We start from the raw sequence: 12,752 nt of genomic DNA on the forward strand, positions 1-12,752 counted from the left end.
AAAGTACACTTAGGCAGAATGTGCTCAACGTCAATAACCATAGCGAACTCACCGTGTAGCGATCGCCTGCAATAGCAACACATCGATGACTGCAACTCTAAATGCAGCCCTTTAATTCGCCCTCTAATATTAGCTAACGCTTTGTTATTCCAATCCACCGAGCCGGTGTCGTCTGTAACACCATGTATGATCGCAATTTCTTTATCATTTAGTGTGAAATCAGAGTAATGCGGCATTACTGATATTCTCCACTAGCTATATCATTTGCCATTTTTTCCACCGCCGCTATAACCCCCTCTTGCTTGGAATCAGGCATCCCGTCTCGAAGTTGCCTCAACTTGTCTCTAACGGACGCGAGGCACTCCGGATTGCCATCCACATCATTTAGCAGGCCTGTAAGCAATTCACTTAAATAATGATTTGCAGGCGTCACAGTTCTAAACGCCTCGACTAGAATTCCTTCGACACTACTAGGAGCAGGAATAATCTTTCCATTTGAATCACCAGAAAGAATTATCGTGCGGGCGTCAACATTATCAATGCCATCATTATCAAGCTCAGAAATTATCAGCGGCGAATGCGTAGCTATGAATACACGCGCCCCTCTGTATTTTAGAACATCGAGCAAAACCCCCAAGTACCCACGCTGCCATCTCGGATGTAGGCTATTCTCAGGCTCATCTATGACTACACATGCCCCACCTTCAAACGTGGTTGCAAGAAAGGCCATAGTAGCTATAAGGCTAAGCTCACCAGAGCTGGCGCCCGCAAGGGAAATAGTATCCCCCTCTTTGATTAGGTATAGCCTGACCGCGGAGATAATTTTCATCCGCTTAAGAAGTGCCTCCCAACGAAGCACCCTGGGCAAAATATCCCTATATGAGTACTTTGGATGAGCGCTATCAAAATCGAACCAGAATATTTCTTCCCAAACATCCCTGCGAAGTAGAACCTCGCACAGCGACAGGACTTCTCTTCTATCAGCCTCGCCCAGATCGTCCAGCAGGCTTGTCTCAGCTCTAGTCCTACGCTTTCCTTTTGCGACTTTTATCTGCACACCAACATCTGGTTGATAGCCGCAATGCTGGAGCACACGGGATACTCTTCTCAGCGCGACATCGTCCTCACTAATTGCATTGGAAATGGCATTCTTCAAGGCCCTTTCTGGGACTGTAGAACCATCTCTAACAAGCAGCCTATGCATCGACCCACTACGCCTCCTGAATCTATCGTAGGGAGTATTCGCAACAACTATAGTTTTTAAGCCCCTCCGCACAGAATCAATCGCGATCTCGGATAGCAAACGACTTTTCCCGGCACCATTCTCGCCGAGAAACACTATTAAGCCCTCTGGCTGGCGTAACCACCTAATATTTGACGCCGCCTGATAGCTCATCGCTTGCATTGGCTTGTTACTCATAATTCCCCTCAAACCAGAGGTGTTAAGTCTCGAGCACTCTGCATTAGATCAGGCACTCGCGTCGCAGGAGGTTATGACAGCGCTCGGACCAAATTTTTAAGCTCTGCCAGTCCAGGCTCTTCGAGCACATCAATCCGCCCCATCGTCGCCTCCCGAACACTTCTGGCTGCCCTCTCAACTCTAGAAATCATAGGAGGCAATATTGTGTTAGCGAACAATGCGTAGTCCCGAATATCCGCGTAGCACGATGGAATCTTGTAGCCCCTGGAACAACTTGCGATAACAACATCCGCATCTCTCAACTTGGCAACTACGGATGAGCGAAACTTATGCTCGCTCATTGTTACCCCCAAGCACCTACCTATCTCTCTTCTCAACACCTTAGTTGGGACATATCCACCGTCAGCGCCCCAGGCATGGTTCGATAGCAAAGTTTCCAAGAACACCTGGCGAGCTAAGTGCTCCAGATCAGAGTCGTGCAAGGACTGTTTTACCAAATATCTTTCAACCGCTGCCACACAAAATCGCCTAATAATCTGATCTGAGTCGTCATCTGAATCCAGCTGCTCGCCCTGTAGTAGCTCCTGTCCCTCTGGCCATACAGTCAGGGAGACACGCGTCTGCATGGAAGTTCTTATTTCATCGGCTCGATCGGAAATCTTCTTTTCGTCATAGACCCTTGCCAAACTTCCTGCAAAGACATCAGCAACTTGCAATAGGACTTCATCTCTGCTGTCCAAGAAATCGAAACTGGCCCGGCCAAATAGATCGGTTGGAAATCTCTCACTCAAGTAAGAGCGGAACTCATTCTGAAAGTCCGGGCTACCGTGCTTATCGGCGAGAATAATTAGGTCCGAACTGTATCGATGCAGGCGCTCGTACATTTTACGCGCAAAGAACTTGATAAAAGTCTTTTTGAACTGCAGACCCGATTCCTTCTTGGCGCGACCCTTCTGAGCGCAGTATCCAATTACGAACGCATCGAGCTTTGAAAGCTTGTTCAGCAGAGATATTCGTCGACTGTCGTTCGTCCCGAGCGAGCTAGATTTCATCTCACCCGACTGGAAGAAATTCTGCCTAGCCTTCTCGGCAAGCTGCCTTGCAGCGTCAAGATTCTCTGCAGAAATACATACCGCGCATAATATGTAGACCCCAGACACACCTTCTTTGTCAACGTCCAGGCTAGGATCGCCGTACTCATCTACGAACACATTGAGCGAGCGCATCAGCTACTCCATCAGGAACCCAAGGAGTGTTCCGCAGATATATGAGGTTGCCGCCGACGCTATGGATCTGACCAAAGTTATTTAGACCGATCAGCTCTCAATCGGCATGACAATTCGAGCCCTTATACCCACCTCTTGTAGCAAGTAAAGCAGATTACCGCCGTCGATCAGCTCCATTGGCTTACCATCCGAAAACTTGTAGGCATCTGCACCATAACTGCTGGTTGCCACCAATATCCCCTTGCTGGCCCCCTAGTTGAGCATAGTGCCGTACAAGTCACGCACTGCCGAAACCCCAACTGTGTGGCGATAACGTTTAGCCTGAATGATAACCTTGCCACCCAGCACAGGACGCGTAGCGGCCCTGTTGGGTGTCCACGCGCGCGAGTTGGATGAGGGCCGCGGTGGAATCCGGGGCGGCCAGCAGGGCCATTTTCAGATCCAGCCGGGCCGCGGTGAGCGCGCCCTCGCTGGCGCGGCTGGTGCAGGCGCTGCCGGCGATAGAAGCGTAGCGCGCGCGTTCGATGTAGGCGCGCACGTTGACCTTGGGGCTGGCCTGGGCGATGGCGTGGTCCAGCACGCCCTTGATGCGGGCCAGGCCAGCGTCGTCGGTACATTTGACGTCGTCGATCTGCCGCGCGGCTTCGATGACGTCGGCGCCGTCCTCGGCGGTGACGGGCGGGCGGTTATCGGCCGGTGGCGCGGCTTGCGCGCTGGCGGCCAGGAGCATCAGGGAGAGAACGATCGAGCAACGTGCGACGGCCATGTCTGCATCCTTTGCCGGTTCAGCACCGCGGAGCGCGGCACCTTAGTTGGTTATTCCTTGACGATAGGCGTTGTCGTCCACTCAACAGTTTTCAGCACCTGCTCAATCTGTTCTAGCGCAGCACGCTCGCCTTGCGGGTAAGCGGCGCCGATCATCAGAAAGAAGTCCCCTTCGAGGACGACCCACAGCACAGAGGATACTGAGAGCTCGCCCCCGTCGGTGGTACGCGCGCTGTAGTCGTACGACATACGACGGCCACTTCGACCGGCTATCAGCGCTTCGGTGATGGCCGATACTTTTGCATCGGCGAACTCTTCCCTGATACCTGCCTCTGCGACCTTCAACAGGACTTCCGCGGTCGGATCGGGTATGCCTTCAAGCGACTTGATGGTGAGCTTGACGGCGGGATTGACGCCTATGTGATCTTCTGGATATTGCATCAACGCCACCACGGGCGTCGCATAGGCGAGGACCTTCTGTTTGAACTCCTCGCTGGAAAACTCCATGCGCTTGAGACTCTGGACGTTCTCTTCGGTCGTTATGAAGCGCCAACTGTCCGGCTTGGTTACACGCAGCCCTAATGCAAGATTCTCGTAGTGGTTGCCAGGAGCAGGCGGCTCGTTCGCGGCACTGGCGCCCATGGAGCAGAGCAGAAGTAACGTTGCGGCGATGAATTTCTCAAACATCCGGATCCCCTGAATTCGCATTGGCCCCATCAAGCAAAAGGCGACCTTGCGGCCGCCTTTTGCTTTTACCTCAAACCCCCAAGGGGTTGGGCTTGTCTACATCGATCTTGTACTGCTTGATCGCCCGAGCCACATCCTTGCCCGTCATCTTGCCCTCCGCCGCCAGCGCCGCGACCGCGGCGTGGGCGATGTAGTAGCGGTCGACCTCGAAGTGGCGGCGCAGGTTGGCGCGGGTGTCGCTGCGGCCGAAGCCGTCGGTGCCCAGCACGGTGTAGCGCATCGGCACAAAGGCGCGGACCTGTTCCGGGTACATGCGGATGTAGTCGGTGGCGGCGATGGCCGGGCCCTGGCGGCCTTCCAGCAACTGCGTGATGTACGGCTTGCGCGGGGTCTTGGCTTCGGGGTTGAGGCGGTTCCAGCGCTCCACATCCGTAGCGTCGCGGGCGAGTTCGTTGAAGCTGGGGCAGGACCAGATGTCGGCGGTGACGCCGAAGTCCTTGTCCAGCAGCTCGGCCGCGGCGATGGCTTCGCGCAGGATGGTGCCGCTGCCCAGCAGCTGCACGCGCAGTTCGCCCTTCTTGGGCTTGCCGGCGTCGGTCAGCAGGTACATGCCCTTGATGATCCCGTCCGCGCTGCCTTCCGGCATGTCGGGATGGGTGTAGTTCTCGTTCATCAGGGTGAGGTACCAGTACTCGTCGTGCTGCTCGGTCAGCATGCGCTGCATGCCGTGTTGCAGCAGGGTCACGACTTCGTAGCTGAAGGTGGGGTCGTAGCTGCGGCAGTTCGGGATCAGGCCGGCCTGGACCATGCTGTGGCCGTCTTCGTGCTGCAGGCCTTCGCCGTTCAAGGTGGTGCGGCCGGCGGTGGCGCCCAGCAGGAAGCCGCGCGCGCGCATGTCGGCGGCCTGCCAGGCGCTGTCGCCGATGCGCTGGAAGCCGAACATCGAGTAGTAGATGTACAGCGGCAGCATCTGCAGGTCGTTGGTGCTGTAGCTGGTGGCCGCCGCCAGCCAGGACGAGAACGCGCCGGCTTCGGTGATGCCTTCTTCCAGCACCTGGCCGGTGGTGTCTTCGCGGTAGTACATCAGCTGGTCGCGATCGACCGGCTTGTACTTCTGGCCGTGCGGGGCGTAGATGCCGAGCTGGCGGAACAGGCCTTCCATGCCGAAGGTGCGCGCCTCGTCGGCGACGATGGGCACCAGGCGCGGGCCGACCTGCTTGTCGCGCAGGGCGATGTTGAGCGCCTGCACGAAGGACATGGTGGTGCTGATTTCGCGCTCGCCGGTGGTCTTGAGCAGGCGGTCGAAGGCTTCCAGCTTGGGCACTTCCAGCGAGGTGCTGGCCTTGCGGCGGCGCTGCGGCAGGAAACCGCCGAGCGACTTGCGGCGCTCGAGCATGTATTCGATTTCCGGCGACTTCTCGCCGGGGTGGTAGAACGGCACGGCGCCGTCTTTGAGCTGTTCGTCGGTGACCGGGATGTTGAAGCGGTCGCGGAACAGGCGGACGGCTTCGTCGTCCATCTTCTTGGTGCCGTGGGTCGGGTTGAGCGATTCGCCCGACGCGCCCATGCCGTAGCCCTTGACCGTCTTGGCCAGGATCACGGTGGGCATGCCCTTGGTGTTCACGGCCTCGTGGTAGGCGGCGTAGACCTTGTGCGGGTCGTGGCCGCCGCGGTTGAGGCGCCAGATATCGTCGTCGGACAGGTTGGCGACCAGCGCCGCCGTCTCCGGGTACTTGCCGAAGAAATTGTCGCGGGTGTACTTGCCGCCGAAGGCCTTGCAGTTCTGGTATTCGCCGTCGACGGTTTCCATCATTAGCTGACGCAGCTTGCCGGTGGTGTCGCGCGCGAGCAGCGGATCCCAGTAGCTGCCCCAGACGGTCTTGATGACGTTCCAGCCGGCGCCGCGGAACTGGCCTTCGAGTTCCTGGATGATCTTGCCGTTACCGCGCACCGGGCCGTCCAGGCGCTGCAGGTTGCAGTTGATGACGAACACCAGGTTGTCGAGGCCTTCGCGGCCGGCGACGGAGATGGCGCCCAGGGATTCGGGTTCGTCGGTTTCGCCGTCGCCCAGGAAGGCCCAGACCTTGCGGTCGGACTTGGGCATCAGGCCGCGGCCTTCCAGGTACTTCCAGTTGCGCGCCTGGTAGATGGCGCTGATCGGGCCCAGGCCCATCGACACGGTCGGGACCTGCCAGTAATCCGGCATCAGCCACGGGTGCGGGTAGGAGCTGATGCCGCGGCCGTCGACTTCCATGCGGAAGTTGTCCAGGTGCGATTCGCTCAGGCGGCCTTCCAGGAAGGAGCGCGCGTAGATACCGGGCGAGCTGTGGCCCTGGATGCCGATGACGTCGCCGGGGTGGTCGGCCGAGGGCGCGCGCCAGAAGTGGTTGAAGCCGACGTCGTACAGGGTGGCCGCCGAGGCGAAGCTGGCGATGTGGCCGCCCAGGTCGCCGGGCTTGCGGTTGGCGCGCACGACCATGGCCATGGCGTTCCAGCGGATCAGCGAGCGGATTCGCCATTCCATCGCGGCGTCGCCGGGGCTTTTGGCCTCCAGGTGCGGCGGGATGGTGTTGATGTATTCGGTGGTGGGCTGGAACGGCAGGTGCGCGCCGGCGCGGCGCGTGACTTCGACCATGCCTTCGAGCAGCTGGTGGGCGCGCTCGGCGCCGTCGCGGGCGATGACGGCCTGGACGGACTCGACCCATTCCTGGGTTTCGGTGGGATCGGGGTCGTTCTGCAGCAGGTCGTGCAGGGAGCTGGCAAGCGGCTGGTTCATCGATCTCGCGGCCCCGTGGCCGCGCCTCGGAAGTGGGGGCGGATTAGAGTCCCGAGTCTAACAAATGGGGGGCTGGGATCGGCTTGCTTTGGGTGGTGAAAGGGGTGGGATAGTACGTTTTGATTAGGGTGGGGGTGTATTCGGGTGGCGGGGAAAGCAAATCCCCCCTAGCCCCCCTTTTTCAAAGGGGGGAACTCAGTCGCGGTGGGTTTGGCCTCCCCCTTTGGAAAAGGGGGATTGAGGGGGATTTGCTCCTCACCAGGCGCGCTCACACCGGTGCGCGATGCAGCAACACGATGCCGGCGACGATCAGGGCCACGCCGCCGAGGCGCAGGGGGTTTAGGCTTTCGCCGAACACCGCGGCGCCCAGCAACACGGTGCCGGCGGCGCCGATACCGGTCCAGACGGCGTAAGCGCTGCCCACCGGCAGCGCGGTCAGGGCGCGGCCCAGCAGGTAGACGAAGGCGGCCAGGGCGATCAGCGACACCATCGTCCAGCCGGGACGCGTGTAGCCCTGCGATAGCTTCATCGACGCCGCCCAGGCGACGTCGATAAGGCCGGCAGCGACCAGCAGCAGCCAAGCGGTGGCGGGTTTCATGCGATTCGCTCCGGTGCGGCAGCCCGGATGACCGCGCTGTGGAATCGGCCCGGCGCGAAACGCGCGCGCTCGCCGCTCGCAACGCTGGTCCGACGCGCGCACGCGCGACGAGCGCGACCCTGCGCTCGCGCCGCTGGAACGACTAGGGCGCTCACGCGGCGGCCTGCGCCTGCGGCGCGCGTTCGGCCTGCAGCGCTTCGGCCACGCTGGGGCGGGCGCGGATGCGTTCCAGATAGGCGGCCAGGTGCGGCGTGGCGTCCAACGACAGCTTCAGTGCGCGCGACCAGTCGGCGATGGTGAACAGGTAAGCGTCGGCGATGCTGAAGTCCTCGCCCAGCAGGAACGGGCGCTCGGCCAAGTGGCGATCGACCAGGGCCAGGCGCGGCAGCAGGCGTTCGCGCGCGACCTGGCCGGGCTGATCGCCGTACTCGGGGTGGAACAGCCAGGGGCTGTAGGTCTTGTGCAGCTCGGTGGCGATGTAGGTCAGCCAGCTCAGCAGCTCGATGCGGCGCGCCTCGGGCGCGATCCGGCCGCTCGGGTCTAGGCTGCCGAGGTGGCTGAGGATGGCGACGCCCTCGCGCAGCAGCCGACCGTCGTCGAGCTCCAGCAGCGGCACATAGCCCAGCGGGCTGAGCTGACGATAGTCGCGGCCATCGCCGACCACGACCGGATTGGGGCCGATGCGCACGCGCTGCAGTTCGACCGGCAGGCCGAGCTCGCGGATGACCAAGTGGGCGGCGAAGGAGCAGGTGCCGGGGGTGTAATAGAGCTTCATGGCGGGGGTCCGATGCGAAGTGGGAACGGGAGCCGTTACCCTGCGTGCAGACCCGCGCCGCGAGTACCGGCGCCACGACAAGGATTGCTTGCAGATGCGACACGATCGGCTGTCCCTGGAGGACCTGGAACTGGTGCGCGCGATCGGCGCCAGCGGCAGCCTCAGCGGCGCGGTGCGGCTGCTGGAGGTGGACCACTCCAGCGCGTTCCGGCGCCTGGCCGCGATCGAGGCGCGCGCGGGCGCGGCGCTGTTCCGGCGCAGCCGGCGCGGCTACACGCCGACCGAGGCCGGCGAGCTGGTGATCGTGGCCGCGCAGCGCATGCTGTCGGACGCCGAGCATCTGGCGCGCCAGCTCGCGGGCCAGGACGAACGCGCCGAGGGGCGCATCCGCATCACCATCCCCGACACCCTGGCCACGGTCGCGGCACGCCTGTGCGCGGATTTCCGGCGCGCGCATCCGGCCTTGAGTTGCGATCTGATCGTGGCCAATGCGTTTTCCACCCTGCAGCAGCGCGATGCCGATGTGGCCCTGCGCGCGAGCGCGGCGCCGCCGGAAGGTTTGTCGGCCAAGCGCCTGACGACGATCGCGACCGCGGCCTACGCGGCGCGCGGCGCGGGCGATCGCAGCCCGATCCCGGGCGGCGATTGGGTCGGTTTCGACGAGGCGCTGGCGCATCTGTCGTCGGCGCGCTGGCTGCAGCAGCAGGTGCCCGCCGCACGCATCGCGATGCGGGTGAATTCGCTGCCGGCGGCGCTGGCGGCATGTCAGGCCGGACTCGGCCGGGCCCTGCTGCCGTGTTACTACGCCGACGAGGCCAAGGGGCTGAAGCGCTTGTCGGACGCCCTGCCGGATGTGCGCACGGAACTGTGGTTCGCCACGCATCCGGATTTGCGGCGCTCGGCGAAGGTGCGGCTGCTAAGGGAGTTCGCGGTGGATTGGATGGCGCGGGAATTTGCGTAGGCAGCGCGCCATGGCGACGGTAGTGGCGTCGCTTCCTGTGGGAGCGGCGTAAGCCGCGATCGCGCTCCTTCGGCTACGACGAGATCGCGGCTTACGCCGCTCCCACAGAAAGCGGTGGACGGGTTTGGGATAGGTAAGGCGCGAATCGGCCCACGCGGGCAGCTGCGGTGGCGCGGTCGCGGCTTACGCCGCTCCTACCCCAAAGCAGTGCGCTTCAGGCGTGATGCAAACCGAACCAGCGCCGCGGCATCAGCAGCTTCAGCGCGCGCTCGGCGCTTTTGCGGCGCAGGCCGGGCTGCAGCAGGCCGCGCAGGACGGGGCCCAGCCAGTGGCGGCGCTTTTCTCGCAGGATTGCTTCGCGCGCGTCGGCTTCGATGCGGTACATGGCCAGCACGTTGCGGGCGTCGCGCAGGGCGCGGCCGCGCAGCTCCGGCATCTGGCCCATGCAGTGCTCCAGATCGTCGGCGGTGCCGCGGTAGAAGCGCACGGTGCGCTCGTAGCGGCGGCGCACCGCGACCTCGGGCGCTTCGTCGCGCGCGAACACGCAGCCGCTGACGCTGCCGGGGTGACGGCGGTACTGCAGCAGCGGTTGGCGCAGGCACAGCGACTGCCCGAGCAGCGCGCCGCGCAGGCTCAGGGCGTTGTCTTCGATCGGGCCCAGCAAGGGGCCGAAGCGGTCGTAGACCTCGCGGCGGAACGCGAGCGTGGCGCCGAGCAGGCCGATCAGGCGGCCGATGCGCACGTAGTAATCGATCTGGTAACGCTCGGGACGGCGACGGAAGCGGATGTCGATGCGCGCGCCGTCGGCGTCGATGCAGTCGAAGTCGCTGCCCAGCACCATAGCCTCGGGCGCTTCCTCGAACGCGCGCAGGATGGTCGCCACCCGCTCGGGATAGGCGATGTCGTCGCCGGCCATCATCACCACGATGTCGCCGCGCGCCAGCGCCATGGCGTCGTTGAAATGCGCGGCCACGCCCAGGTTGCGCGGGGTGCGGCGCACGCTGACGTCGTGGATGCCGCGATAGGAGGCGACGACCTCACGGGCTATCTCGTAAGTGCCGTCGTCCGAACTATCGTTGGAGACGATGATCTCGCAAGGCACGGTCTGAGCGAAGGCGCCTGCCAGCGCGGCGCGGATGTAGGCGGCGTCGCGGTAGCACAACAACAGCACGCTGACCGCGGGTCTCGACGCGGTCAGCGTTGGGATGCAGGCGCCCCCCTCGCCCATGCGGCGGCGACGCTATGGACCGGTGGTCCGCGCGGCGCGGATCTGCGCGTCGACGGCGGCGATCGCGGTCATGTTGACCACGCGGCGCGGGGTCGAGGCCGGGGTCAGGATGTGCGCCGGCTTGTCCAGGCCCATCAGGATCGGGCCGATGGCCACGCCGTCGGTCATCACACGCACCATGTTGTAGGTGATGTTGGCGGCATCCAGGTTGGGCAGCACGAACAGGTTGGCGCGACCGTGCAAGGTGGCGTTGGGGAAGATGCGCTTGCGCAGCAGATCGTCCCAGGCGGTGTCGGCCTGCATCTCGCCGTCCATCTCCAGCTTGGGCATGCGCTGGCGGATGATCTGGCGGACCTTGCGCATCTTGGCCGCCGACGGGTTGTCGTGGCTGCCGTAGTTGGAGTGCGACAGCAGCGCGACCTTGGGCTCGATGCCGAACAGCTTGAGGCGGTAGGTCGCCTGCAGCGTGGCTTCGGCGATCTGCTCGGCGGTGGGATCGACCTGGACATGGGTGTCGAGGAAGAACCACGCGCCCTGGTCGTTGATCACGCCGGTCATGGCCGAAGTGCCCTGCACGCCCGGGTCGAAGTCGAAGATGCTGCGCATATAGCCCAGCTTCTTGTGGAAGCGGCCGACCAGGCCCGAGATCATGGCGTCGGCTTCGCCGCGCTCGACCATCAGCGCCGCGATCAGGGTCGGGCGCGAACGCAGCAGGTTCTTGGCCGCGGCCGGGCTGACGCCGCGACGCTCGGTCAGGGCGTGGTACTGCTGCCAATAGTCGTTGAAGCGCGGGTCGTCGTTGATGTTGGTCAACTCGAAATCCACGCCTTCGCGCATGCGCAGACCCAGGCGTTCGATGCGGGTCTGGATCACGTCCGGGCGGCCGATCAGGATCGGCGTGGCCAGTTCTTCGTCGATCACCGTCTGCACCGCGCGCAGCACGGTCTCTTCCTCGCCCTCGGCGTAGACCACGCGCTTGCGGTCGGCGCGCGCGCGGTCGTAGACCGGCTTCATCAGCAGGCCGGTGCGGTAGATGTACTGGCTGAGCTTTTCCTCGTAGGCGCCCATGTCCGTGATCGGACGCGCTGCCACGCCGGAGTCCATCGCGGCCTTGGCCACCGCCGGCGCCAGCATCACCAGCAGGCGCGGGTCGAACGGACGCGGGATCAGGTACTCGGAACCGAAGGTCGGCACTTCGCCGCCGTAGGCGCCGCCCAGGTCGGACGATTCCATGCGCGCCAGCGCGGCGATCGCGCGCACGCAGGCCAGCTTCATTTCTTCGTTGATGACCGTGGCGCCGACATCCAACGCGCCGCGGAAGATGTAGGGGAAGCACAGCGCGTTGTTTACCTGGTTCGGGTAGTCCGAACGGCCGGTGGCGATGATGCAGTCCGGGCGCACGGCCTTGGCGTCTTCCGGCAGGATTTCCGGATACGGGTTGGCCAGCGCCAGGATGATGGGCTTGGGCGCCATGGTGGCGACCATCTCGGCCTTCAGCACGCCGCCGGCGGACAGGCCCAGGAACACGTCGGCGCCGGCGACGATGTCGGCCAGGGTGCGCTTGTCGGTGTCGCGCGCGTAGCGCTCCTTGTCCGGGTCCATCTTGCCGCGGCCGGTGTAGAGCACGCCGTCGCGGTCCACCGCCAGGATGTTCTCCGGCTTCATGCCCAGCGCGACCAGCATGTCCAGGCAGGCGATGCCGGCCGCGCCGGCACCGCTGGTGGCCAGCTTCACTTCGGCGATGTCCTTGCCGACGATCTCCAGCGCATTGAGCACGGCGCTGCCGACGATGATCGCGGTGCCGTGCTGGTCGTCGTGGAACACCGGGATCTTCATGCGCTCGCGCAGCTTGCGCTCGACGATGAAGCACTCCGGGGCCTTGATGTCTTCGAGGTTGATGCCGCCGAAGGTCGGCTCCAAGGACGCGATGATGTCGACCAGCTTGTCGGGATCACGTTCGTCGATCTCGATGTCGAACACGTCGATGCCGGCGAACTTCTGGAACAGCACGCCCTTGCCTTCCATCACCGGCTTGCCGGCGAGCGGGCCGATGTCGCCCAGGCCGAGCACGGCGGTGCCGTTGCTGATCACGGCGACCAGGTTGCCGCGCGCGGTGAGCTCGCTGGCGGCGTTGGGGTCTTCGACGATGGCCTCGCAGGCGTAGGCCACACCCGGCGAGTAGGCCAGGGCGAGGTCGCGCTGAGTGACCATGGGCTTGGTCGCGGTGACCTTGATCTTGCCGGGCGGGCTGAGGCGGTGATAGTCGAGCGCGGCGTTTTTCAGATCGTTGTCGGACATCGCGGGTGGGCTGCCGTG

10 protein-coding genes are annotated in these 12,752 nt (G+C 63.2%); 1 reads left to right on the forward strand and 9 read right to left on the reverse strand.

Features of this window, described 5'->3' with window-relative positions; all coding sequences use genetic code 11:
* Positions 1 to 235: 235 nt before the first annotated feature.
* The 7 genes from ASE43_RS21350 to ASE43_RS15180 form a co-directional block, all read right to left on the reverse strand.
* On the reverse strand, positions 236 to 1,420 hold the full coding sequence (locus tag ASE43_RS21350; protein WP_082607304.1) for an AAA family ATPase: 1,185 nt from the start codon (positions 1,418 to 1,420) through the stop codon (positions 236 to 238).
* 71 nt (positions 1,421 to 1,491) lie between these two features.
* A complete protein-coding gene (locus ASE43_RS21355; RefSeq protein ID WP_082607305.1) occupies positions 1,492 to 2,646 on the reverse strand; it encodes a DUF3800 domain-containing protein in 1,155 nt (384 codons plus the stop codon).
* A gap of 316 nt (positions 2,647 to 2,962) precedes the next feature.
* Positions 2,963 to 3,412, reverse strand: coding sequence for a hypothetical protein (locus ASE43_RS15160; RefSeq protein ID WP_157499966.1), 450 nt, complete (start codon positions 3,410 to 3,412; stop codon positions 2,963 to 2,965).
* Between the two features lie 50 nt (positions 3,413 to 3,462).
* Positions 3,463 to 4,098 carry a hypothetical protein gene (locus ASE43_RS15165; protein WP_057161044.1) on the reverse strand — a complete coding sequence of 212 codons (636 nt, stop codon included), beginning with the start codon at positions 4,096 to 4,098 and terminating at the stop codon, positions 3,463 to 3,465.
* A gap of 70 nt (positions 4,099 to 4,168) precedes the next feature.
* Complete coding sequence (aceE, locus tag ASE43_RS15170; RefSeq protein WP_057161045.1) at positions 4,169 to 6,874, reverse strand: pyruvate dehydrogenase (acetyl-transferring), homodimeric type; 2,706 nt, start codon at positions 6,872 to 6,874, stop codon at positions 4,169 to 4,171.
* A 268-nt stretch (positions 6,875 to 7,142) separates the two neighbouring features.
* Positions 7,143 to 7,472 carry a multidrug efflux SMR transporter gene (locus ASE43_RS15175; protein WP_057161046.1) on the reverse strand — a complete coding sequence of 110 codons (330 nt, stop codon included), beginning with the start codon at positions 7,470 to 7,472 and terminating at the stop codon, positions 7,143 to 7,145.
* Positions 7,473 to 7,623: 151 nt separating this feature from the next.
* Positions 7,624 to 8,247 carry a glutathione binding-like protein gene (locus tag ASE43_RS15180; protein ID WP_057161047.1) on the reverse strand — a complete coding sequence of 208 codons (624 nt, stop codon included), beginning with the start codon at positions 8,245 to 8,247 and terminating at the stop codon, positions 7,624 to 7,626.
* A gap of 94 nt (positions 8,248 to 8,341) precedes the next feature.
* Between ASE43_RS15180 and ASE43_RS15185 the strand changes: the two genes are divergently transcribed.
* Positions 8,342 to 9,208, forward strand: a complete 867-nt coding sequence (locus ASE43_RS15185) for a LysR family transcriptional regulator (protein ID WP_057161048.1) — start codon at positions 8,342 to 8,344, stop codon at positions 9,206 to 9,208.
* Between the two features lie 214 nt (positions 9,209 to 9,422).
* Here ASE43_RS15185 and ASE43_RS15190 read toward each other — a convergent pair whose 3' ends face one another.
* Positions 9,423 to 10,436, reverse strand: coding sequence for a glycosyltransferase (locus ASE43_RS15190; protein WP_082607307.1), 1,014 nt, complete (start codon positions 10,434 to 10,436; stop codon positions 9,423 to 9,425).
* A 12-nt stretch (positions 10,437 to 10,448) separates the two neighbouring features.
* Positions 10,449 to 12,734, reverse strand: a complete 2,286-nt coding sequence (locus ASE43_RS15195; RefSeq protein WP_057161050.1) for an NADP-dependent malic enzyme — start codon at positions 12,732 to 12,734, stop codon at positions 10,449 to 10,451.
* Positions 12,735 to 12,752: the final 18 nt, after the last annotated feature.

This window comes from Lysobacter sp. Root983, assembly GCF_001429345.1.
Classification (GTDB): domain Bacteria; phylum Pseudomonadota; class Gammaproteobacteria; order Xanthomonadales; family Xanthomonadaceae; genus Lysobacter.

What these genes read in the sequence shown, in the direction of transcription:
- ASE43_RS21350 (WP_082607304.1), bottom strand. Translation starts at nt 1,420, where the DNA reads ATGAGTAACAAGCCAATGCAAGCGATGAGCTATCAGGCGGCGTCAAAT.
- ASE43_RS21355 (WP_082607305.1), bottom strand. Translation starts at nt 2,646, where the DNA reads ATGCGCTCGCTCAATGTGTTCGTAGATGAGTACGGCGATCCTAGCCTG.
- ASE43_RS15160 (WP_157499966.1), bottom strand. Translation starts at nt 3,412, where the DNA reads ATGGCCGTCGCACGTTGCTCGATCGTTCTCTCCCTGATGCTCCTGGCC.
- ASE43_RS15165 (WP_057161044.1), bottom strand. Translation starts at nt 4,098, where the DNA reads ATGTTTGAGAAATTCATCGCCGCAACGTTACTTCTGCTCTGCTCCATG.
- aceE (WP_057161045.1), bottom strand. Translation starts at nt 6,874, where the DNA reads ATGAACCAGCCGCTTGCCAGCTCCCTGCACGACCTGCTGCAGAACGAC.
- ASE43_RS15175 (WP_057161046.1), bottom strand. Translation starts at nt 7,472, where the DNA reads ATGAAACCCGCCACCGCTTGGCTGCTGCTGGTCGCTGCCGGCCTTATC.
- ASE43_RS15180 (WP_057161047.1), bottom strand. Translation starts at nt 8,247, where the DNA reads ATGAAGCTCTATTACACCCCCGGCACCTGCTCCTTCGCCGCCCACTTG.
- ASE43_RS15185 (WP_057161048.1), top strand. Translation starts at nt 8,342, where the DNA reads ATGCGACACGATCGGCTGTCCCTGGAGGACCTGGAACTGGTGCGCGCG.
- ASE43_RS15190 (WP_082607307.1), bottom strand. Translation starts at nt 10,436, where the DNA reads ATGGGCGAGGGGGGCGCCTGCATCCCAACGCTGACCGCGTCGAGACCC.
- ASE43_RS15195 (WP_057161050.1), bottom strand. Translation starts at nt 12,734, where the DNA reads ATGTCCGACAACGATCTGAAAAACGCCGCGCTCGACTATCACCGCCTC.